This is a genomic window from Quyinboa mangrovi (assembly GCF_042219825.1).
Classification (GTDB): domain Bacteria; phylum Bacteroidota; class Bacteroidia; order Bacteroidales; family UBA5342; genus JBHJHP01.
Map to the genome: position 1 here is coordinate 498,683 of NZ_JBHJHQ010000003.1, position 22,637 is coordinate 521,319.

Annotated in this window: 17 protein-coding genes and 1 tRNA gene; 7 read left to right on the forward strand and 11 right to left on the reverse strand. The window is 40.5% G+C overall.

Going from position 1 to position 22,637, the window contains the following annotated elements:
* Nucleotides 1-22 precede the first annotated feature (22 nt).
* The 3 genes from ACE1ET_RS08100 to ACE1ET_RS08110 all read right to left on the reverse strand — a co-directional run bounded on the left by ACE1ET_RS08100 (nucleotide 23) and on the right by ACE1ET_RS08110 (nucleotide 2,232).
* Nucleotides 23-96: transfer RNA gene (locus ACE1ET_RS08100), tRNA-Met, on the reverse strand.
* A gap of 73 nt (nucleotides 97-169) precedes the next feature.
* Complete coding sequence (locus tag ACE1ET_RS08105; protein ID WP_375727880.1) at nucleotides 170-865, reverse strand: queuosine precursor transporter; 696 nt, start codon at nucleotides 863-865, stop codon at nucleotides 170-172.
* Complete coding sequence (locus ACE1ET_RS08110) at nucleotides 862-2,232, reverse strand: sodium-dependent transporter (protein ID WP_375727881.1); 1,371 nt, start codon at nucleotides 2,230-2,232, stop codon at nucleotides 862-864. The genes ACE1ET_RS08105 and ACE1ET_RS08110 overlap by 4 nt, the downstream gene beginning before the upstream one ends.
* 327 nt (nucleotides 2,233-2,559) lie before the next feature.
* Between ACE1ET_RS08110 and rseP the strand changes: the two genes are divergently transcribed.
* The 3 genes from rseP (at nucleotide 2,560) to dxs (ending at nucleotide 6,114) form a co-directional block, all read left to right on the forward strand.
* Nucleotides 2,560-3,882: an RIP metalloprotease RseP gene (gene rseP, locus ACE1ET_RS08115; RefSeq protein WP_375727882.1), complete on the forward strand. Its 1,323-nt coding sequence runs from the start codon at nucleotides 2,560-2,562 to the stop codon at nucleotides 3,880-3,882.
* Between the two features lie 36 nt (nucleotides 3,883-3,918).
* Entirely contained in the window at nucleotides 3,919-4,131 is a 213-nt protein-coding gene (locus ACE1ET_RS08120; RefSeq protein ID WP_375727883.1) for a Sec-independent protein translocase subunit TatA/TatB, read from the forward strand.
* 72 nt (nucleotides 4,132-4,203) lie between these two features.
* Entirely contained in the window at nucleotides 4,204-6,114 is a 1,911-nt protein-coding gene (dxs, locus tag ACE1ET_RS08125) for a 1-deoxy-D-xylulose-5-phosphate synthase (RefSeq protein WP_375727884.1), read from the forward strand.
* Here the strand turns inward: dxs and ACE1ET_RS08130 are convergent.
* The 8 genes from ACE1ET_RS08130 to ACE1ET_RS08165 all read right to left on the reverse strand — a co-directional run bounded on the left by ACE1ET_RS08130 (nucleotide 6,086) and on the right by ACE1ET_RS08165 (nucleotide 15,970).
* Entirely contained in the window at nucleotides 6,086-7,312 is a 1,227-nt protein-coding gene (locus ACE1ET_RS08130; RefSeq protein WP_375727885.1) for a PorV/PorQ family protein, read from the reverse strand. The genes dxs and ACE1ET_RS08130 overlap by 29 nt on opposite strands.
* Nucleotides 7,313-7,345: 33 nt before the next feature.
* On the reverse strand, nucleotides 7,346-7,786 hold the full coding sequence (locus ACE1ET_RS08135) for a hypothetical protein (RefSeq protein WP_375727886.1): 441 nt from the start codon (nucleotides 7,784-7,786) through the stop codon (nucleotides 7,346-7,348).
* A 78-nt stretch (nucleotides 7,787-7,864) separates the two neighbouring features.
* Nucleotides 7,865-11,044 carry a CHAT domain-containing protein gene (locus tag ACE1ET_RS08140; protein WP_375727887.1) on the reverse strand — a complete coding sequence of 1,060 codons (3,180 nt, stop codon included), beginning with the start codon at nucleotides 11,042-11,044 and terminating at the stop codon, nucleotides 7,865-7,867.
* The gene (locus ACE1ET_RS08145; protein WP_375727888.1) at nucleotides 11,041-11,781 is read right to left on the reverse strand and encodes a tetratricopeptide repeat protein; all 741 of its coding nucleotides are present in this window, start codon (nucleotides 11,779-11,781) and stop codon (nucleotides 11,041-11,043) included. Before ACE1ET_RS08145 ends, ACE1ET_RS08140 begins: the two co-directional genes overlap by 4 nt.
* Entirely contained in the window at nucleotides 11,774-12,313 is a 540-nt protein-coding gene (locus ACE1ET_RS08150) for an RNA polymerase sigma factor (protein ID WP_375727889.1), read from the reverse strand. The genes ACE1ET_RS08145 and ACE1ET_RS08150 overlap by 8 nt, the downstream gene beginning before the upstream one ends.
* Nucleotides 12,314-12,416: 103 nt before the next feature.
* Complete coding sequence (locus tag ACE1ET_RS08155; protein ID WP_375727890.1) at nucleotides 12,417-13,184, reverse strand: hypothetical protein; 768 nt, start codon at nucleotides 13,182-13,184, stop codon at nucleotides 12,417-12,419.
* 67 nt (nucleotides 13,185-13,251) lie between these two features.
* Nucleotides 13,252-14,607, reverse strand: coding sequence for a sensor histidine kinase (locus ACE1ET_RS08160; RefSeq protein WP_375727891.1), 1,356 nt, complete (start codon nucleotides 14,605-14,607; stop codon nucleotides 13,252-13,254).
* Nucleotides 14,597-15,970 (reverse strand): sigma-54-dependent transcriptional regulator, encoded by a 1,374-nt coding sequence (locus ACE1ET_RS08165; protein WP_375727892.1) that lies wholly within the window; start codon nucleotides 15,968-15,970, stop codon nucleotides 14,597-14,599. The genes ACE1ET_RS08160 and ACE1ET_RS08165 overlap by 11 nt, the downstream gene beginning before the upstream one ends.
* 421 nt (nucleotides 15,971-16,391) lie before the next feature.
* On the opposite strand from ACE1ET_RS08165, the gene ACE1ET_RS08170 reads away from it, so the two are divergent.
* The 4 genes from ACE1ET_RS08170 to ACE1ET_RS08185 all read left to right on the forward strand — a co-directional run bounded on the left by ACE1ET_RS08170 (nucleotide 16,392) and on the right by ACE1ET_RS08185 (nucleotide 22,619).
* Nucleotides 16,392-17,090, forward strand: coding sequence for an ABC transporter ATP-binding protein (locus ACE1ET_RS08170; protein WP_375727893.1), 699 nt, complete (start codon nucleotides 16,392-16,394; stop codon nucleotides 17,088-17,090).
* 101 nt (nucleotides 17,091-17,191) lie between these two features.
* Nucleotides 17,192-17,875 (forward strand): ABC transporter ATP-binding protein, encoded by a 684-nt coding sequence (locus tag ACE1ET_RS08175; protein ID WP_375727894.1) that lies wholly within the window; start codon nucleotides 17,192-17,194, stop codon nucleotides 17,873-17,875.
* A gap of 95 nt (nucleotides 17,876-17,970) precedes the next feature.
* Nucleotides 17,971-20,277, forward strand: a complete 2,307-nt coding sequence (locus tag ACE1ET_RS08180) for an ABC transporter permease (protein ID WP_375727895.1) — start codon at nucleotides 17,971-17,973, stop codon at nucleotides 20,275-20,277.
* A gap of 17 nt (nucleotides 20,278-20,294) precedes the next feature.
* Entirely contained in the window at nucleotides 20,295-22,619 is a 2,325-nt protein-coding gene (locus tag ACE1ET_RS08185; RefSeq protein ID WP_375727896.1) for an ABC transporter permease, read from the forward strand.
* The last annotated feature ends 18 nt before the right edge of the window (nucleotides 22,620-22,637 follow it).

Here is a 22,637-nt window from a genome sequence, read left to right on the forward strand (position 1 = left end):
ATTGTAACTGCATCCTTTTCAGTAGCGAGACCGAGGGTTGAACTCGGGACCTCATGATTATGAATCATGCGCTCTAACCAACTGAGCTATCTCGCCATAATTTTGCGGGGCAAAAATAGTATAAATGTTTTTAATACAAAACCCTTTTAATTAAAAATAACGCCTGCGTTTAATTCCTTGTTGGTTTTAACCTGTAACTAAAGTAAAGAAAAGGGGTATCAAGCGCTGCCACAATCAGTTTGATGATATAGGTGAACAGCACATTCTGCCAGAAAATGTCGGGCGTTATCACACCACCAAACGGCAAAAATGAGAATGCCGTTAGGCCAACTGAAGTGAAGATCAGTGTATCGATAAGCTGTGACAACATGGTTGATCCATTGTTGCGAATAAAAAGGTATTTCCCTTTGGTCAGTTCCTTTAGTTTCTTGTAAAAAAAGATATCCAGGCGCTGTGCAATAAAATAGGCCAGCAGCGATCCGGCTAAAATACGCGGTGTAACAGCAAAAAGTGTTCTGACACTTTCATCGGCGTAGTCAAAACTGTTCGGTTCAAACAATATTAAAACCTGTGTAAACAGCACAAACAGCAGCATGACACCAAATCCAATCTTCACCGATTTTACAGCCTGCTTTTCGCCATGATGTTCTGATAGCAGGTCAGTCAGTAAAAAGATGGCACCGTATAACGCATTTCCACCGGTAACAGCCAGACCAAACAGGTTAAACTGTTTCACCACAAAAATATTCATCATAAGGGTATAAACCGCAATCAGAATATACATGTAGGTAATACCTTTGCGAAACGCGTAAAGGTTCACGCCCATTAAAATAAGGACAAAACCGAAAAACAGCAGTTCGTTCATGCATTCAACTTTAACAATCCAATCTCATGCAGAAATACCATGGCGATGGCGATTGGCGCAATAAATTTAATAATCACGAGGAAAACCCGGAACAGTCGTAGTTTAATAGTTCCTCCGTTGGAAAGCTCTTCGTAGGTATCGTTACGCTTAATCTGCCAGCCCAGAAAAAGGGCAATCAGCATACCACCAAGAGGCAATAACACATTTGATGCGGTAAAATTAAGTAAGCCAAAAAAGTTTTGACCAAAAATATGTATATCACTTCCGGCACCCAGAGATAACGAACACAATGCACCCAGGAATGAAACAATAAGGGTTCCTGTTATCGTGGCAGTTTTACGTTTTATCTTAAATTCCTCTGACAAATAAGCTACAATAACCTCCAGCAACGAAATGGTTGAGGTCAGTGCTGCGACGGCCAACAAAACAAAAAACAGAATGCCCCAGAAATATCCTCCGCTCATCTGTTCAAAAATACTTGGAAGCGCCACAAAAACAAGTCCCTCTCCGAACGATGGCTCAATGCCGAATGCAAATACGGCAGGAAAAATAGCCACACCGGCAAGAACCGCAATCAGAGTATCCACAAAGGTCACCTGTAGTGCCGTACGGGTCAGATTTGATCGCCCGTCAACGTATGAACCGTAAGTGATGATAGCGCCCATTCCCAGACTTAGTGAGAAAAAGGCCTGTCCCAAAGCTTCAATCAGCACAGATGAGTTTATCTTTTCAAACTGAAATGAGAACAGAAACTTCAGCCCATCTCCACCGCCCGGCAGCGATAAGGATTTGATGCCCATCACAATAATGATGATCAACAGTAGAGGCATCAGTATTTTAGTATATTTTTCTATCCCGTTTTTAACACCTCCTAAAATGATGCCACCCGTCAGCAGCATAAAAATCACCTGCCATATAATGGGGCGTACAGGATTAGTCATAAAGGCATTAAAGTTGTCTGTGAGTTGTTGCGTTGACTGTCCGTCAAAAGAATTGGTTATGGCCTCCTTAATATACTCCAGAGTCCAGCCGGCTACCACACCATAAAACGCCAGAATCATAAATGCAGCTGCCACGCCCATCCATCCTACCACGAACCATGGTTTCCCGGGAGCCAGCTTCTTAAATGCACCGGCTGCATTTGCCCTGGATTTCCGTCCGATCACAAACTCCGAAATCATAATCGGTAATCCTATGGCCAGTATAAATCCGATATAGACCAGTAAAAATGCGCCACCTCCGTTTTGTCCGGCTTCGTACGGAAATTTCCAGATGTTACCTAAACCGACAGCAGAACCTGCTGCCGCAGCAATCACACCCAGTTTACTTCCAAATAAATCGCGTGGGGACTTCCCTTTGTCAGACATGTTATATGAAATTTATTTTACCTTACGTTCCGGTTGCAAAATTGCATAATTATCTTAAAACATCATATTTATCGTTCATTTTTAAGGGTATTCTTTATATTTTGACCCTGTTTTATTGAACGAACCCCATAAAAACCAAATAATGTTGCACTCAATACACCTATTTTCTTAAAAAATACCACATATTAAATCCCAAAACCAGAAACAAATATGAACGGTTTTCAATCAGGTAATGAACATGTTAATAATTGTTTGGTTTTATTGGGTAAAAACTGTTATTCGATAAAATGTCTTACATTTGTCTGATTTTTAAAATTTGAACACTAAATGACGATATTAATTCAAGCTCTCCAACTCATTGCCAGTCTTTCTATTTTGGTTATGATTCACGAATTTGGCCATTTCCTGTTCGCACGGATTTTTAAAACCCGTGTGGAAAAATTCCGTTTGTTTTTTGATCCGTGGTTCGCCATCTGGAAAAAGAAAATAGGCGAAACTGAATATGGTATCGGATGGCTTCCGTTGGGTGGTTATGTGAAAATAGCAGGGATGATAGATGAATCCATGGATAAAGAACAGATGAAACAACCACCACAACCCTATGAATTCAGAAGCAAACCGTCTTGGCAGAGACTTCTGATCATGATCGGCGGTGTTCTGTTTAATGTACTGCTGGCATTCTTTATCTACACCATGGTGCTCTGGACCTGGGGCGAACAATACCTGCCTACACAGAATATGAAGTATGGTGTTTCAGTGAACCAGACTGCCTATGATATGGGCTTTCGCGATGGCGATAAAATCGTTAATGTTGATGGTGAAGAAGTACCAAGCTTCAGCAAAATTGTTCCGACAATAATTTTGGATCATGCCAAATATGTAACGGTGGACCGTGACGGTAAAACCCTTAAAGTTCCTATCAGCGATGAGAATTTTGCGAAGCTTATCGGTGAAGATAAAACACCGCTGTTCGATCTGCGCACACCATTTGTAATCGCAAAATTTGTAGATGATGCACCGGCAGAAAAGGCCGGACTGAAAGAAGAGGACAAACTGGTGGCTTTTAACGGACATCCGCTGGAATTCTACGATATGTTCACAGATTCCCTGTCGAAATATGCCGGAAAGACCGTTGGCATTACGGTTGACCGCGATGGAGTTCAAAAAACGTTTAATGTTACACTGACTGATGAAGGGAAACTGGGCATTTATGCGCATCATCCAAGTGAATTTTATGATTTTTCCACCGAAAAATTTACATTTCTGGAATCAATTCCGGCAGGTATTAATAAAGGTGTGCAGTCCATAACTGATTATCTGAAACAGTTTAAACTGATCTTTGCGCCGGAAACAAAAGCCTACAAGCAACTTGGCGGATTTATTAAAATAGGATCCATATTCCCCCCTGTATGGGACTGGTATTCATTCTGGACTTTGACAGCTTTTCTGTCTATCATATTGGCCATAATGAATTTATTGCCGATCCCTGCACTTGACGGCGGACATGTAGTGATTTTGCTTTACGAAATGGTTACAGGAAGAACGCCAAGTGAGAAGTTCTTAGAGTATGCTCAGATTGCCGGAATGGTGATTATATTCTCCCTGCTTATTTATGCAAATATGAACGATGTCATAGGGCTGTTTAAATAAATTGGTTAAATTTGTTTGATTAAACTCATAATTCATATGAATACTTCAATGTTTCTTATATCCACACCCGGAATACCTGAAATCCTGCTGATCGCAGTTGTTTTGTTACTGCTTTTCGGAGGACGAAAAATTCCGGAACTTATGCGTGGACTGGGCAAAGGAATGAACGAATTCAAAAAGGCTAAATCTGAAATGGATTCAGAAATGAATAAAGAAGACGGAAAGCCCGAAGAAAAAGAAAAAAAGTAATCTATTAACCAAACAATACTCCCTTTGGGGAAACCTTTTCCTGATTCTTAACCGGTCAGGAAATTTTTTTAATTGAAACGTATAATGACCGGAGGCTACAGGCATTTGAAGAAAATCAACTTTCCATCTGATTTAAGGAAGATGGATAAGGCAGATTTACCTGAGGTGTGTGATGAACTCCGTCAGTACATCATTGATGTTGTTTCGTGTAACCCCGGCCACTTCGGTGCCAGCCTTGGAACTGTAGAACTTACCGTTGCCCTTCATTATGTGTTTAATACGCCGGACGACCGTATTGTCTGGGATGTAGGACATCAGGCTTACGGACATAAAATATTAACCGGCAGAAGAGAACAATTTCATACCAACCGCAAGCTTGGCGGCATTAGTGGCTTCCCTAATATTTTTGAGAGTGAATACGATACCTTTGGTGTTGGCCACTCCTCCACGTCCATTTCTGCTGCCCTGGGAATGGCTATTGCATCGGGGAAAAAAGGCGATAAACGACAGGTAATTGCTGTAATTGGTGATGGTGCGCTTACCGGTGGCATGGCTTACGAAGCACTCAATAATGCTACCGTGAACCCCAACAACCTGCTCATTATTCTTAACGATAATGAGATGGCTATTTCGCCTAACGTTGGCGGAATAACCGAATATCTCCTGGATATCTCCACTTCAAAAACCTACAATAAAATGCGTTCAGAAATGCTGAAGGCGCTTTCAAAAATGAACGTTGTAGGTGATGAAGGACGCAAAATTATTGTCAGGGTCAATAATACTATAAAAGCCCTTCTGGCACGCCAGGGAAACATATTCGAAGGGTTTAACATCCGATATTTTGGACCGGTAGATGGTCACGATGTGCTGCACCTGGAAGAAGTACTCAGAGACCTGAAAAATATTAGAGGTCCTAAAGTTCTTCATATCAAAACGAAGAAAGGTAAAGGATTTGAACCGGCAGAAAATTCTCAGACTGAATGGCATGCACCGGGAATGTTCGATAAAAATACCGGCCTGCGCATTGTAGATTCAAATGAAGGTCTGCCTCCGAAGTTTCAGGATGTATTCGGGAAAACCATCCTTGAACTTGCACGGGAGGATAAACGAATTGTGGGAATAACACCTGCCATGACCACCGGATCATCGCTGGACATTATGATGAAAGAAATGCCCAACCGGGTTTTTGATGTGGGCATAGCAGAACAACATGCTGTAACCTTTTCTGCCGGAATGGCAAAAGAAGGCTTTGTGCCGTTTTGCAATATATACTCCACCTTTATGCAGCGTGCTTACGACCAGCTGATTCACGATGTAGCGTTGCAAAAACTGCATGTGGTCTTTTGTTTGGATCGCGGAGGTTTGGTTGGCGAAGACGGTGCAACACACCACGGAGTGTTTGATCTGGCTTATTTGAGGTGTGTCCCGAATCTCATCGTTTCATCTCCACTGGATGAGATGGAACTGCGTAATCTGATGTTTACAGCCTTGAATCATGAAGGTCCCTTTGCCATACGTTATCCACGTGGTAAAGGTATAAATGCGGACTGGGAAAAACCCATGAAGGCTATTAAGATTGGTACAGGTGAATGCATCAAAAAAGGGCATGATGTTGCCATACTATCCATGGGCCCGCTTGGCATTAAGGCCAAATTCCTGGCTGAAAAACTTGAAAAAGAAGGAATTTCAGTTGCTGTGTATAACATGAGATTTGTAAAACCACTGGACGAGAAACTGCTGCATGAAATTATGCAGAACTTTAATAAAGTTATCACACTCGAAGATGGTACGATAACAGGTGGTTTCGGTTCAGCCATACTGGAGTTTAATGCCAGAAGCGGCTATGCCCCAAGGATCAAACTGCTTGGGGTTCCCGATAAATTTATTGAACATGGTTCTGTTGCCGAGCTTCATCATATTTGTGGCTACGATACAAAAGGTATTAAGAAAGCCATTAAGGAGCTGACAGCAAATCCGCTGTAGGCTTGTTCACCCAAGTTAGTTTGACGCCAAAGGAAAACAGAAAGTTATTCTTTGAAAATATTGCCGGTACCGTTGTGGTTGTACCCAATTCATTTAAAACCCTGAACGTTACAAAATCTATATCTGCATTCACCGGAACTTTTTGTTTTGTCAATTCATACACCGGAACTTTAAATCCATATCCAAAGGTCATACCTCTTTTGTCATCCGTCATCCAGTAGCCGCCTCCTTCTGCAGGCCCCTGATCAGGACGTGTTTCGTAAAAGTATCCAAGCCGGAACACAAAGAAATCCATAAACAAAGCTTCTGCTCCCAGACCAATGGATGTATTGCTTTCATAATTTCCGTTGACCACTGTTTTTTTGGGTCCGCGTAGTGTTTCCCTGATTTGCACATGAAAACTGAGATCGACTGTTTCGGGCATGTCGTTAAAGAAGTCGGTAAATCCCTTCAGAAATGAATAATTAAAAGGCAGAGTTCCATTATACGATGAACCCAAAGTCAAGTGAATGGGCATGTCCCTGTAATGCAGGTAATCCTGATACCGTTCTTCGATACGGTTTTTCATAAGCAAATTGACAAAACTCAGTGCAAAGCGAATGCGTTGATTGCTAAGCTGTTCATGCCTGATCCAATCCGTCTCCATATCGTATATTGAACCTACGGAGATAATAAACACCTTGTTCGTGGTGACATCTGTAACCGACTTTCCGATCAGCCAGTTGCCTGAAGCACCCACCTGAAGGTTTTCATACGGTGAATACGAACCACTAAGTGTATACATGGCCTGGGTTCTTTTTTCCTGAGAATCCTCATACCAACCTATAATGGTGGTCCAGGGAGAATTTTTTTCCACGTACCTCATCCGGCTGAAACCCGCTACGATTTTGTCATTGATTCTGTAAGCCAGGCCTTCAAAACGGTTGCTTGAACCAATTCTTACCTGGTTTCCTTTTGCATAACTGTAGTATAATTCTGTGCGATTTTGGATCACCCCAAGAGATGCCGGATTATATACCACATTTTCTACACCACCCTGAGTTATGGTAGTCAATCCCATTGCTGTTGCCCTGGTACTGGTGGGTTGACCGTAAAAAATACCGTTGTAGTCGGTGGGTATATAATATTTGTACTGCGCCTCGGATTCCGGTAAAACGCATAACATGAACAGTATTCCCGTAAGTAACCTGTTAACCATAAATTTTCATTTTAAATGATTATACCTTGTGACTTATTCATTAATCACTTTTATACTCAGTGCTTTGTAGTTAACTTTTGCTTTATCCAATAGCTCCTGAAAGTCAGCAACCATCTCATCCTTTTTTGCTTCACTTACACCTAAACCAATGGTTATGCTTCCTATAATGACAGCGTAGTATAGGTCTCCGTCTTTTTTCACTAGTTGATCAGCTGTTCTGTAAAAAGGATCACCGGATGTTCCATCCTGCCTGATAATACGAAGCTCATATTTTAAGGCGTCATCCTGCGCTTCAAATCCCGCCTGAAAGCTGGGATTGGAAACATTATATGTGCCATCTCCATTATCAATAACCGGAATCACTTCTTCAAAGGGAACTGTAAATTCATTGCTTTCTGTAGGATCCACTTCTGTACAAGCAATTATCGTGGCAAATACTGATAACATTATAAGAATTTTCACTGCTCTTTTCATCTCTCCTGGGTTTTATTTATATATCCATCGGATGAGATTCAAAATGTCATCAGAAAAAAGTGTGTTTCACTATTAATTTTATTTATGCCGGTACCAGATAAGAAGAATAAGTAAAATAGCAATTGCACTGCCCAGTACTCCCCAAAGCAACTGATGATACGATTTTAATCCGGCAACAGGTTCCGAATTACCTATAATTACCAGACCAGCCCAGTATTGCGGTGAAAGTGTTCTGTTATTCGTTTTTTCAAGGTATTTTAGTTTGGCTTCTCTCAAAGCCCTGTCTTTCGGTAATCCTTTTGCCAGGCTTTTAACAAAGTAATCCGTTATATCCATACCTGTTTTTTCATCCTGTTTCCAGAGACTGATCAACAGACTCTCCGACCCGGCATAGAGAAAAGCATGTGCCAAAGAGACCATCCCTTCTCCGGGTTTGTATTGTGGTTTGCCTGTTTCACATGCTGTAAGAAGCGTGAGGTTGGAATTCATATCGGTACCATAAATCTCATATGCAAACAGGGAATTTTCCTGTAGACCCGGATCTTTATCCTTTGCAAAAATCAGGCGCGAATAAACAGGGCTGACATTATTTGATTCAGCATGTGTACCGATATGAATAATCTTGTTACCAGAGGCTTTCTCCCTGAATTCCCTAACGGTGGACTGTTCATAGGGAAAACTGTTCCCGTTGAACAATTTACTGATCTTGCCGGATAGTGCCACCGTAAAAGGTTGTGGTAACAGATGCAGGTAAGCCCTATCAATCTTTGTGGAATCGGTCACAGACGTCATATAATCTTCTTTCATCTGATCCGAAAATCCGGGCACAAAACCGGCATAGCTGGATTTAAACTTTTTGGAACCGTGATAACTTGAAAACCACAGACTATAGTGATATGACAAATAATAGTTTGACAACAGGCTCATCTTCCGGTACTGAGTGAAATCGGTTATCGGTTGTCGTGTCAGCAAATCAAAACTGAGATTATATAACATACCGTCAGGAATTATTATCACGCTCCCGTGATTCAGCAGACTGTCGAAAGGTTGCCATAGCTGTTGATATAACGTATATGAAATTCTACCGCTCTCAAACGGATCATTCCAAACCTGAACAAGTTCAGTAACAAGTCCCGGATCGAAATTCAACTTAAAAACCGACTTTTTCCCACCGTGAAAAACGATGGCCAGCAATGTGGAATCAACAAACATATACCTGACCACCTGACCTGATACAGCAGGTTGCAATTCATCTTCCGTGATTCCTGCATACCGCAATCTGTAATACTCAGGATACCGTTTTTTAAGCATATTCCGGAATGCATCCCATTTATCCATTTCTGTGAGGTATTCCGTCAGGTTGCCATCATCGTTAACGAGATCATTAATCGCTGTTTTTAGTTTTCGCTCCTGTTCCAAAACAGAATCAGGAACACCATAGAACCCGATACCTGCAAGCTGATTTAAATGTGCCCTGATTTTGGTGTAAACGGTTTCCTCCTGCAACTTCAGCAGTTGATTAATATAGTTTTCATCTCCCGTTTTCTCATATAATTCCAGCAGGATTTTTTTGATGAATTCTATTGTTGCCTGGTTCTGAGAAAGCATGACCTGAACATTATCCGGATCAGAATACACTGTTTTTCTCTTTTCAAGAATCAAAAGTGCACGATTCAGTTCCTGCAGCATACTGTCCAGAAATGCGACTGTCCTGTTCCTGGCCAGCTGATACACCGATTTTTCTTTAAGTACTATTGCTCCGGGTTTATCCAGATCAATCTTTACCGAATCTAAACCTGATTCAGCATTCACCCTTAATTTATCAAGGATAGCAAGACTCTGTTCTGCTGTTTCTTTAGCTTTACTGAATTCATTAATATTAAAATATACTGTCCCTAGATTCAACATTTGCCGGAAACCAATCAGCGAATTTTTACCATAGGCTTTCGAAACATAATTCAGTCCCTTTTGAGACAATTCCACTGCCAGCTCATGATCATCATGAAGCGCGTAAAACTCGGTAGCATTTTTCAAAAAGTTCAGATATACAAAATCAAACTTTTCGCCGTAAGTTTCATTATAATATCTTTCGGCCAGCCTGTAATACTTTTTCGCATCAGGAAAGTTTTTTTCTGCCTCGTGAATCAGTGCCAGTGTGCTGTACGCATCAGCCAGATTTTTATGATAGGTATCGCCGTATTTTTTATACCCGTTTATCCCTTTCATCAGCCATGTTCCCGCCTCCGAAAAACGGTGTAACGCATAATACGAAATGCCAATCTGTATGGCCGTAAAAAATATTTCGGGGTGATCCGGTGGATAATATCCGATCTTTTCATTGTAAATAAATTCATGCAATTTCAGAGATCCCGCATAATTCCCGACACCGTAGTACACCGTTGCCAGATTATTGGCAGAGTAAAGCAGCGATAAGAGTGCGCGGTTCCATCTCGGATCATCTTTTGCGTGAACGGTAAAATACTGAATATCATCAATGGAACGTTTTGCAATGTTGATGCTTTCCTGCGTCTTTCCCATCACATCGTATAACGCCGACAGGTTCCCCTCCAACATCGACTTGTAGTAATACTGGTTGGTAAGAGACGGCGACATGCTGTCGATAAATGTCAAAGCCTTTAACCAGTAATACGCCACGGAATCGTACTGCGCCTCGTACCAGTATGTGGCCCCCAGACTGTTCAGTATATTCAGTTGGTCGGACTCATCTGTTTTCGGATCCTTTTCAAAATCATTTGCGGCCTTTAATATATGAGACTTAGCCAGCGAAAGCTGGTTCATTTCAGAGGCAATAACACCAAGATTCTGTTCAATCATAGCCAACTCCCGGTGCTCAATATTCTCTATCCGTCTGCTAATTTCAAGTGCTTTTGTATTCGCATCATAAGCTTCCTGTAGCTTCCCTTTATTTCTGTAGTATGTATGTATTTCGAGCCAGGCCTGTCGTTTATCGCGTTGGTTTTCGGAATGATCCAGGATAAAATCCCGCATGTTTTCTACGGTTTTTCGCCCGTCTTCCTTAAAATAATCGGCTATATATCCGGCATAGGAAATAAAATAACTCAGATCAAGAAAATTTTGCTCTGCAATTAACGCACTTGTATCTTCCTGAAACAACTGGCGGGCGGTGTGGTAATCCTTGTCCGATACCGCTTTTTGCAATTCAGACAACTGTTCATCAACATTGCAAAAAACCACTGTTGAGATCAGTAAAATGGATATTACCACCAGGTATTTCATTCATTCCCGATTTTTCGTAACAATTCATCTTTTCGGGGGTGACTGGTCTGTTTGAGTATTTCTTTTGCTTTATCATTCTCATCATTCAACAGGTAAGCCAGGGCCAGGTACCAGTTGGCATCATTTCTGAAATCACTTTTCGGGTTTTGTGCAACTTTCTTAAACTTTGGAATTGCAGAAGCAGCATCGTTTTCTGCCAGATATGCCGAACCTATAAAATAATTCAGCGTATCGCTTTCGGGCCTGCTTTCTAAAAGTGGTTCCCATCGCTTAATGGCAGCCTTATAATTGCCAATTTTAAAATCGACCATCGCACGGTCGAATTCATAATCAGAACTGCTGCTCATTGCTGTTACCAAACCCGGATCAGGCTGATAAAAACCGGCATACAAGCGTTGGTTCCTGTCAGGCCTCATGAACAGATAAACCAAAAGGACCAGCAGAATTATAACTGAAGCTGCTACCGCAAATGCCCTGCTGAACAAAAATAATTTTTTCGTCCTGCCGTTCTTTTGATTCCTTTCAATTTCCTCATGAAACTGATCCATTTTTTCCCGGATTTCTACCTCTTCAATGCATTCCATCAACTGCCTGATCTCTGTATATTTCTCCATTAAAACCGGGTCATGCTGTAATTCTGCTTCCAGTTTTGTTTTTTCATCCTGATCCATCCGGTTCAGGATATAACTTTCCAGTCTTTCAAATTCTGCTTGTGATATGTTATGGGGCTTATTCATCTTCTATTCCATTCAAATTTTCTCTCAGCTGTTGAATGCAGCGATATTTATTGTTGCGGGCAGAAGCTTCTGTCCAACCAAAAGCATCAGCTATATCAGCCATACTCTGCTTTCTGAAATAAAACCGGCTTAAAATGTCCCTGCATTTTTCCCCCAGTTTTTTTAATCCCTGCTCCACCATCCTGAACTTATGTTCATTATCGGCTGCTGTCTCCTCTGTCACATCGTGCTGGCTTTCAAAGATCGTTCTCTTCTTATATTCTGCTGACCGCAAATAATCCAGCCATTTATTTTTCGCTATGCGGTACAGATATCCGTTTATCTCCGAGATATTTTGCGGGACAAACGTATCTTCCCTGATATTTCTCCACAACACTACAAACGCTTCCTGAAATACGTCCTTCGCCTGATCCCTGTTCCCGTTATTTGACAGAACAAACCGTTCCAGTTTTATATACTGACTCCTGTAAATCCTGTTTAACGTGTGGGTCTCATTATTTTTAAATCCTTCTATTAGTTCCCGGGAAGACATCGCAGATAACTTTCTGTTTATAAACCATTAAACAGATATGTCAACGCAATTGTTTTTCCCAATCTTAAATCATTCTAAATTATTCCTCATCCATAACCTCTAACTACTGCCGTTTAGGATCGAACGGAAAATTATCGTTCTGGTCAACAACACCGTCCCCGTCAGAATCAACAAATTCTTTATCTGTCACAAATAACTGCCAGTGTATCGGCAGGAAGGTTGACATAACCACCGACTCATATTCTCCTGTTGGCGCAAAGCTCACCTGTGCATGATAGAACGATGTATTGAGATCAGATGCATAGGTAACATTTGCGGTAAACTGGGCTGTCATATCGCCAACCTGGATCAGCCGGCTTTCGAAGCCAGTAAATAAACTCGATGTGATCGGTTGGGTCTTAGGACCATTGGTGCAATCAATCTGTATCTGATCAGCGCTGAAACCGAAACCATTTAAAAAGTTATTGATCTCTGCCCTTAATACATCTGTTGTAGTTAGCTGACCTGAAAATATATCGTTGTAATACCGCCATACCACAAGGTTATCATTTCGGATCACATCTACACCTATCAGATTTGGATTTCCGTCCCCGAGCTTTTCGGCCCTGTAGCCAACCGGAAACTCAACGCTCAGTAAGGGCCATTCGGTATACGTAAATCTGTTTGGATCCGGATTCTCAATGACCGGCACACCACCGGGAATATCACCGCGAGCAACGCCATTGGATAAGTCCCAGTATAAACCTTTCACACCGGTAATATCTTCACAGGTGGATTTTACATTTTTAAAAATATCCAGCTCACTCTGTTGTTTTTTGCAGGCGAGCAACATGCCGATCAAAATAAACAAACCAATGTGTTTCAATCTCATATTCGTGTTCTTTATCAGTACATCGAACAGATATCAAAATGTCATCAGATAATCGGGAATATTTGTTTTAACGTTCCGGAATAACCATTGTAAACCTGGTGCCGGTTTCGGGTGAGGAACTTACTTTTAATGTTCCGCCATGTAATCGCATAATTTGGCGCGAAAGGCTTAAGCCAATACCGGATCCGTTTTCTTTGGTCGTAAAAAACGGAATAAAAATTTCGTCCAGAATATCTTCTGGTATACCGTCTCCGTTGTCCGAAACGGAAATTTCTATGGCATTATTTGCTTTTTCACAAGCTATTTCTATCACAGGATCGGGAATGGATCCAAGGGCTTCTATGGCGTTTTTTACAAGGTTGATAACTACCTGTACAACCATCTGCTCATCGGCAATAAAGGTAAACTCTTCATGTTGGGTGTTATATCTGATCTCACCCTTAAAATCCTCCTTCAAAGGAGAGATCAGTATCTTGATGCGGTCAGAAAAGCTGTTTATTTCCACCGGTGCAAGTTTGGGTTGCGGAGCTTTTGTAAGGATCCGGTACGATTGGACAAAACGGATCAGTGCCTCGCCCCTTTCACCTATCACATCTAATCCGCCAATGGTGCTCTCAATATCGTCGTCCTTTGAAAACGATGCATCAGTTTTTATCTTTTCCTTCCAGATGCCCTTTAGGGTTTGGGCAATGGATGTTACGGGTGCCAGCGTATTCATAATTTCGTGACTCAATACGCGTATCAGCTTCACCCAGGAATCAATTTCCTTCCGTTCCAGTTCACCACGAATATCCTGAATCGTGATCAGCTTAATATTCTCATGTTTTAAATTAATCACCGAACAACGTGCAATGACCTGAGTCTTATCATTTTTCCCGTTTAATGTCAGCACCTGTTTCTGATGGTTATCAAGCTGATCAATTTCGGATTTGAACTTCGGATCAACCCGGCTTAACTGAGACATATGAGTCAGGGTTTGGAGCCCCAGTAGTTCGAGTATGGCTGTGTTGACCTCGGTAATAAAACCTCTTTCGTTAATCACCATCACCCCTGTGGCTATATTTTGCAGGATTTCGCTGAAATAGCGCTCTTTGATCCGGCTTTCCTGTTTCGTTTGCTGAAGAATAATGTTGAGTTCATTCAGTGCTTCGTGCAATTCATTGATAATTTTATTACCTGTTTCGGGAGGAAACCTCAGCGTAGTATCATCATTTTTTACGGCCTGAATAAAATAACTGATCTGCTTATTGGTTGTGTTGAGAAACCGGATCAAAGCCAAAACACTAATTATGTCCAGCAATAACAGCGCAATACTGGTCATCCATGACAATCCCGCTCCAATAGTATATCCGGTTGCAACCGTTAAAAGGATCAAAATTAATATTCGTAAGTTCAGAATCAGGTTGAACCGCCTATAAGCCATACCGTTTAATTTTGTTATACAGCGTTTGCCGTGTTATTCCCAACTGACCGGCCACGGCAGTCATATTACCGTTCTGTGCATCTATGGCACGTTGAATGAGTGTCCTTTCCATTTCTTCCAGTGTTCCTTCATAATCCACACTCCGGTTCAGTTCCTCTGATTTAAACATAAAATCGCCGGGTGCAATTTCGGGTTTATCACACAGAATAACAGCCCGTTCAACAGCATGCTGCAATTCCCTTACATTGCCCGGCCATGAATACCTTATCAGTTTGTCAGTAGCCGCCGATGTCAGGCGAAGTTCCGGCTTACTGTATTTGCGGACATATTTTGACAAAAAGAATTCTGCAAGCAGCGGAATATCTGTTAAACGTTCCCTGAGAGGTGGTAATTCTATTTGTATGGTATTGATCCGATACAAAAGATCTTCCCTGAACATTCCACCAATAACCATCTGGCTTAGGTTGCAGTTGGTAGCACAAATCAAGCGGATATCTATTTCAACTGGTTTGTTGTCACCAATTTTTGTCACCTTTCTGTTCTGTAGCACAGACAATAATTTGGCCTGCATGGCAACCGGGAGATTGCCAATTTCATCAAGGAAAAGAGTTCCTTCATTAGCCGTTTCAATTTTACCTGTCCTGTCAGCATGGGCATCTGTAAACGATCCCTTTTTATGCCCGAAAAGTTCGCTCTCAAAGAGTGTCTCCGGAACCGAACCCATGTCAACCGTTACCATAATCTTATCCCTACGGCCGGATAACCTATGAATTTCCCTGGCAATCAATTCCTTACCTGTACCATTTTCTCCCGTAATCAGCACATTGGCGCTTGTTCCGGCTACTTTTTCAACCAGATTGAGGATTCTTTGCCAGGCCGGAGAGCTGCCAATAAGTTCCTTACGGCTTTTATTCAGTTCCTCCACCAACTGATCCTGTCTCCTGGTCAGTTTGTTGACTTCATTTTTCGACTGGTTCAGCTTATATGCTGACTCAACCGTAGCCAGCATTTTCTCATTTTCCCAGGGTTTAAGCACAAAATCAGTTGCTCCCATCCGGATGGCCTTTACGGCCAGTTCTACATCTCCATAAGCAGTAATCATAACTATACTGATGGCCGGATTGATTTCCAAAACCCGTTGCAACCAGTAAATGCCTTCGTTACCGGTGTTAATACCGGCTGTAAAATTCATGTCCAGCAGCAAAACATCATAGGATTGCCGTTGCAGTTCACTCAGTAAAAGGTTTGGCGAAGTAAGTGAAGTTACAAGGTTGCACTGGCCCTTCAGCAACAGTTCAATTGCGCGCAGAATACTTTTGTTATCGTCGACAATTAATATGTTTGCTTTTTTTAAAGTGGTCATAATTCTTAAGCGGTTAATACTGCTGCAAATGCTAAAATCACTCCAAAACTTAACGGCTTCATAAGACTCATTATATCAGGATCTTAAAATTACATTTTATTTTTCAGGTGTAAAAATAATTTACACACATGTCTAAATATTATACATAAAATTTAAAATTTTTATCGCCTTCATATGATGTATTCTGATGCCAGATGTAAAAATTATTGGCACAACCTGTAAATTATTTTGACAGAACTTCTAAAATTATTTTTATAATACGCTATTTATGTGCAACTTAGTACAATGGCATAGCTTTGGCAAAGGAATATGCAATTCACAATACCTGCGTTGCATTAATGCCGGCATTAAAATGGAATTATTAAACAATACTGGAACATATAAACAACATCATATTTATAAAAGCCCAAACAAAAAAGACATGATCAAAACGAAAAACCTTTCAAAAATATTCAGGACCGAAGATATTGAAACCCTGGCACTGAATGAAGTAAATTTTCACGTGGACAAGGGAGAATTTGTTGCCGTGATGGGTCCGTCCGGATGTGGAAAATCAACCTTATTGAACATCATCGGCTTACTGGATAACCCAAGTGAAGGAGAATATTTTTTCGATGGAGAAGAAGTTGGTAAGCTGAAAGAACGTAACCGGACACAGTTGCGAAAGGGGAATATCGGGTTTGTATTTCAGAGTTTTAACCTGATTGACGAACTTAATGTGTATGAAAATGTGGAACTACCCCTTATTTACCTGAAACTTAAGGTTCGGGAACGCAAAGAAATGGTGGAGAAAGTGCTGGAACGGATGAAAATCTCGCACCGGGCCAAACATTTTCCACAACAGTTATCCGGTGGTCAGCAACAACGTGTGGCCATAGCCCGTGCAGTAGTCGCAAACCCCAAATTAATCCTTGCTGATGAGCCTACCGGTAACCTCGACTCTAAAAACGGACTGGAAGTAATGAACCTGCTCACAGAACTTAACAGGGAAGGTACAACCATAGTCATGGTTACGCACTCGCTGCACGATTCTGAATTTGCCCACCGCGTAGTAAACCTGTTCGACGGACAAATCATAACCGAAGAAGTTAAAAAACAACTGGGCGATGTGTTACTGTAAAGAGCATTTAACGATTTCATGCCTTCGAAAAAGTTTTTTCCATGAAATTCTAAAATTGAATTTTAAATTTTCATGGATACATAAAAATTAACTTTAATAAAATGATACAACTTAACAAGCTTTACAAGTACTACGACAACAAGTTTCAACGCACATTTGTGTTGAAAGACGTCTCATTGACCATTAACGAAGGTGAATTTTTAACCATTATGGGCCCCAGTGGAGCAGGCAAATCGACACTGTTAAATATAATCGGCATGCTGGATGAACCCAACGAGGGCGAGTATTTCTTTCTGGATCAACCGGCACATACTCTGAAAGAAAAAAAGAAAGTTGAATTTCACCGGAATTATGTGGGCTTCATCTTTCAGGCCTTTCACCTGATTGACGAGATGACCGTTTACGAAAACATTGAAACACCGCTGATTTATAAAGGTGTGAAAGCCAAAGAACGGAAGGCCATGGTAGCCGATATGCTGGACCGGTTCAACATGGTGGCTAAAAAAGATCTGTTTCCACAACAACTTTCGGGTGGACAGCAACAACTGGTAGGCATTGCACGTGCCATTGTTGGAAAGCCCAAACTGCTTCTTGCCGATGAACCGACTGGAAACCTGCATTCCGAACAGGGAAGACAGATTATGGAATTGCTTAAAAAACTGAACGAAGAAGATGGCATTACCATCATCCAGGTGACCCATAACGAAGACTTTGCTAACTATGGGAAACGCATTATCAGAATTGCTGACGGGATGGTACAAAGCGATGAGAAAGTATTAAAATAATACTATAAAATACTGCTATGGAATAACATTACAAATAAAGTCAATTTGTTAAAACAAGACAGATTTATTCAATTCAAATACGGTGTAAGCTAGATATGAGAAACACTCTGAAAATATTCCTTCGTACGTTACAACGTAAAAAGGTGTATTCTATCATAAATATTGGAGGTTATGCCATAAGCATGGCTGTGGTCTTTATCATCGTCTCATTTGTAATTCAGGAAGTCAACACAGACAAAAGTTTCAGGAATATTGACCGTATTTACAGAATTAAACAGATAAACAATAATGCACAGGTACCGCAAACGTTACGAAATGATGTAAAAGAAACCATTCCTGAAGTACAAAAGATTTGCCTCTACAATGTTGGAGATATCACGTATAAAAAGGCTGGAGAACGACAAAACATGAAAGTCATAAGTACGGATGACGATTTTATTAATATGTTTTCGTTCCGGTTTATCTACCAGTCAAAAGACCCAACACTATCGGTAAAAGAAAATATAATTCTTACAAAAACTTTGAGTGAAAAACTATACGGATTGGAAAATCCAATTGGAAAAACGATAGATATCGGCGATCAGGCGCCTTTAACAATTGTCGGCGTTGTAAATGATTTACCCTCCAATAGTTCGTTCGGCTTTGAGGCCCTGGTTAGTTCTGAAATGAGAATAGGCAGACACTACATCGGGTATAACCAGGAGCAACATGTAATGTATAAAGCACTTATTATGTTATCTCCCGGTTCAAATCCTGAAAACGTTAATGAGCTGATTAAAAACAAACTGGAGCGATGGCAGGCCTTTAAAGATGAAAAACTATCCATCCAGTCTTTTCAACAGGTTTATTTTGACACAGAGACCCAAAATGATGGTTTAAATCATGCCAACAAAAGCATGATTTACCTGCTTTCTGTTATTTCATTAGTCATTCTTTTTATGACCATTTTTAATTATGTGAATATGACTGTTTCAGGTGGTCTGGAAAGGATGAAAGAAATCGGAATTAAAAGAACTTCCGGAGCCAGCAAAACGAATATATTCCGGCAGATTTTATCCGAATCCCTCTTTACAACATTGCTATCCATGATTATAGCTGTAATTCTGGCTATTATTCTGGCACCCCTGTTTGCATCGTTCATTAATATACACCTCGATTTTAACATACTTATTTCCCAACCGAGGGTGATTTTTTCTGGTGTCCTGCTGTTTTTACTCACAGGTATTATTGCAGGGATCTATCCTGCTACGGTTTTATCCAGAACTACACCATTAAAAAACCTGTCTAAAACAAAATTTTCAATCGATAACCGAAAGGGGTTGGTAATGGCTTTTCAGTTTGTGATTACATGTGCCCTTATCATGTCTCTTCTGGTTATACACAAACAACTGGAATTTATAAAAAATAAGGATCTGGGGTTTGATCAGGAGAAGATCCTGAAACTGCGTATTACAGGAATGCCACCACAGGACAGGGAATCTTTTAAAAATGAATTATCCAGTTTTCATAGTATTTCTGCAATTTCGTCTTCAACAGGTAGTCCAATGGACCTCACCGGAAGTACAAGCGGATCGTTTGATGTGAATGGTGAGCAGAAACAAATTAACAGCAAACAGTTTAGCATTGATCAGGATTTTATCCCAATGTTTAACATCAAAATTGTTCAAGGCAGAAATTTTATTGATTCAGATATTGATCATAATACACAGCTAATTAATGAACACCTTTTTAAAGCATTGGGATGGAACAATATTTCTGATAAAAAATTATTTGGGCGTAAGGTGGTTGGAGTTGTCAAAGATTTTAATTACGAAAATCTCTACACCGATATTGGCAACCTCATTCTTACAAAAGAACCCGGTATATATGCAAATCATTTAAATATTAAAATAAGTGGTGACATTGGCAGTACTATGGACTTTATAAAAAATACCTATAAAAAATTCAGTCCTGAAATTCCAATATCATATCAGTTTTATGACGACTGGATACAACGCATGTATGAAAGAGAAGAAAACCAGGCCAAAGCCATCAATCTGTTTACCATTATTGCGATAATAATTTCCTGCCTTGGTTTAATAGGATTGATTGAAGATGCAACAACCAAACGAATAAAAGAAATTGGTATCCGTAAAGTAAACGGAGCAGAGATTTCAGAGATTTTAGTTATGCTCAACAAAAGCTTTGTAAAATGGGTGGTCATTGCTTTTGTCATTGCCACACCCATTGCATGGTATGTCATGAACAAATGGCTCGAGAAGTTTGCATACAAAACAGCGCTGAGCTGGTGGATATTTGCGTTGGCCGGAGTAATGGCATTAGGAATTGCTTTAATAACCGTGTCGTTCCGGTCGTGGAAGGCGGCAACCAAAAATCCGGTTGAGGCATTGAGGTATGAATAATTATAACTGAATTAGAAATGAGCAATCTAATAAAACTGGTCATACGATCCCTTTTAAGGCAAAAACGCTTTATGGTATTTTCTGTCGTCAGCCTATCGTTATGTCTGGCCCTGGTGATTCTGACTTCGGCCTATTATGCGTATGAAAAAAGTTCGGATAAATATCAGACAAACTATGACCGAATTTACCGGCTGGTCAATACACCTAAAAAGCAGGTCAGGCTCGATGATCAGTATTATAACACCCTTAATACAACAGTAAGCGGCGTTGATAAAGCCTGCCGGGTTAACATTTTTGGGTCTATGCTATCAACAGAAGATGGTGTTGTTCAACGTATTCGTCACCTGGTTATCGCGGATTCAACTTTTTTTGATCTCTTCGATTATAATATCATGACAGGGTCAATGCAACATTTGATTGATGCTCCCAATAAAATTGTCTTATCCGAATCACTGGCTGAAAAACTGTTTGGAGAGGAAAATCCAATGGGGAAGCCGGTAAGGCTAAATATGGTTACAACGGCTTATGTTTCCGGAGTTTTTGAGGATATTAAGGCAAAATCGCATTTTAAATCAGATGCCATAGTATCACTTTATACAGATAAATTGCCCTGGAGCGGAGGAAATTTTGGCAACCAGAACGGAAGCTGGAAGGTTAAACTCTTTAGTTATTATGTTTTACTGAATAAAAATGCAGATCCTTCCAGTGTGACCGCTCAGATAAAATCAACTTACCGGTTTCCATGGTACAGTTTTACGCCCAATATTGAGATGCAACCCCTCGCCGATATTTTTTCCAACACAGATTTCAGGGATGAACACTTCAACCATTTTAATCACCCTCTTTTTAGCCTGTTGTTATCCATTACGTTAATCGTAATACTTATCGCTGGTATAAACTATGTCAATCTGAGCTTGTCGAATCTGAATGCTGAATCGAAAATGGTGAGCATTCTTAAAGTAAACGGGGCACATCGAAAAAACATGTTCAGGTATTACACTGTTTCAGGTGGTTTGGTGATTATGCTATCTTTTGGCATTGCCATTGTTTTATCGCTTTTATTGCTGCCATTTTTTAACCAGCTTGTTGGTTCTGAAATACAGTTGAACATCCTGACGCACGTATCGTATATGCTTCCCTTTATGGGTGTATTATTGGTTCTGTTTTTTACGATTGGATTATACCCGGCCTGGTTATTTTCAGGTATTAATCCTGTCAGCCTGTTACAGAAAAAGCTGTCCGGCAGAATGCGCTTAAGCTCTTTTTCAAGAATTTTGTTAGTGTTTCAGTTTGCAGCTGCAATTGCCCTTATTGCTTCTGTCTCGATGATTTTCAGACAAATAAATTTCATGAAAAATAAAAATCCGGGGTTCGAGACCAGCTATCTTATCAAACAGAATTTGCACTATTCCATAGATAATCCACAAACAATAAAAACGTATGCTGCTGAATTGCAACGTATCCCGGGAGTTGTGAATCTGACGTTATCGGATGGCGTTCCAATGGGAATTCATTCTTACAGCGACCAGGAAATTAATGGCCATGATGTAAAATACAATGACATTGATTGCGATACATCCTTTTTTACAGTATTAGATCTGAAACTGATTGCCGGCAGAAATTTTTTACATGGTGACAAAAAGGTTTGTATTGTAACCGAAAAACTTGCCAGAGAATGCGGTTACGAGAACCCAATTCATAAAAAGATTCACGATTATGAAATCGTAGGGCTCATTGCTGATTTCAACAGTCAGTCGATGCATCAGGAGATTGACGGTGTAAAATTCAGTCCGTTGGGTAATTATATTTCAAATGCTTCCCTTCGGATTGACGGTACAAATATTCCACAAACCATTGCTTCAATTGAAAAAACATGGAAGAAATTTTTCCCGGCATACCCTTTTAATTACCAGTTTTATGACGATATAATTGCGCAGCAGTACAACAAAGAACAAAAGCTGGCAGATTCCATCAGTATCATAGCCGGTCTGGCCCTGTTTTTATGTTGCCTTGGTTTGCTGGGACTGGTTTTAAATATGGTAGAAAACCGGATAAAGGAAATTGGTATCCGTAAAGTAAATGGTGCTAAAATTTCAGAGATACTGGCTATGCTTAACAAAGACTTTGTAAAATGGGTGTTTATTGCCTTTGTCATTGCCACACCCATTGCATGGTACGTCATGAATAAGTGGCTCGAGAATTTTGCATACAAAACCACTTTAAGCTGGTGGATATTTGCGTTGGCCGGATTACTGGCACTGGTAATTGCGTTGATCACGGTAAGCTGGCAGAGTTGGAAGGCTGCAACCAGAAATCCCGTAGAAGCATTGAGATATGAATAATTGAGTAAATCAGAATAG

Excerpts from the sequence above, each read along its gene's own strand:
- ACE1ET_RS08105 (WP_375727880.1), bottom strand. The coding sequence starts at position 865 with ATGAACGAACTGCTGTTTTTCGGTTTTGTCCTTATTTTAATGGGCGTG.
- ACE1ET_RS08110 (WP_375727881.1), bottom strand. The coding sequence starts at position 2,232 with ATGTCTGACAAAGGGAAGTCCCCACGCGATTTATTTGGAAGTAAACTG.
- rseP (WP_375727882.1), top strand. The coding sequence starts at position 2,560 with ATGACGATATTAATTCAAGCTCTCCAACTCATTGCCAGTCTTTCTATT.
- ACE1ET_RS08120 (WP_375727883.1), top strand. The coding sequence starts at position 3,919 with ATGAATACTTCAATGTTTCTTATATCCACACCCGGAATACCTGAAATC.
- ACE1ET_RS08130 (WP_375727885.1), bottom strand. The coding sequence starts at position 7,312 with ATGGTTAACAGGTTACTTACGGGAATACTGTTCATGTTATGCGTTTTA.
- ACE1ET_RS08135 (WP_375727886.1), bottom strand. The coding sequence starts at position 7,786 with ATGAAAAGAGCAGTGAAAATTCTTATAATGTTATCAGTATTTGCCACG.
- ACE1ET_RS08140 (WP_375727887.1), bottom strand. The coding sequence starts at position 11,044 with ATGAAATACCTGGTGGTAATATCCATTTTACTGATCTCAACAGTGGTT.
- ACE1ET_RS08145 (WP_375727888.1), bottom strand. The coding sequence starts at position 11,781 with ATGAATAAGCCCCATAACATATCACAAGCAGAATTTGAAAGACTGGAA.
- ACE1ET_RS08150 (WP_375727889.1), bottom strand. The coding sequence starts at position 12,313 with ATGTCTTCCCGGGAACTAATAGAAGGATTTAAAAATAATGAGACCCAC.
- ACE1ET_RS08155 (WP_375727890.1), bottom strand. The coding sequence starts at position 13,184 with ATGAGATTGAAACACATTGGTTTGTTTATTTTGATCGGCATGTTGCTC.
- ACE1ET_RS08160 (WP_375727891.1), bottom strand. The coding sequence starts at position 14,607 with ATGGCTTATAGGCGGTTCAACCTGATTCTGAACTTACGAATATTAATT.
- ACE1ET_RS08165 (WP_375727892.1), bottom strand. The coding sequence starts at position 15,970 with ATGACCACTTTAAAAAAAGCAAACATATTAATTGTCGACGATAACAAA.
- ACE1ET_RS08170 (WP_375727893.1), top strand. The coding sequence starts at position 16,392 with ATGATCAAAACGAAAAACCTTTCAAAAATATTCAGGACCGAAGATATT.
- ACE1ET_RS08175 (WP_375727894.1), top strand. The coding sequence starts at position 17,192 with ATGATACAACTTAACAAGCTTTACAAGTACTACGACAACAAGTTTCAA.
- ACE1ET_RS08180 (WP_375727895.1), top strand. The coding sequence starts at position 17,971 with ATGAGAAACACTCTGAAAATATTCCTTCGTACGTTACAACGTAAAAAG.
- ACE1ET_RS08185 (WP_375727896.1), top strand. The coding sequence starts at position 20,295 with ATGAGCAATCTAATAAAACTGGTCATACGATCCCTTTTAAGGCAAAAA.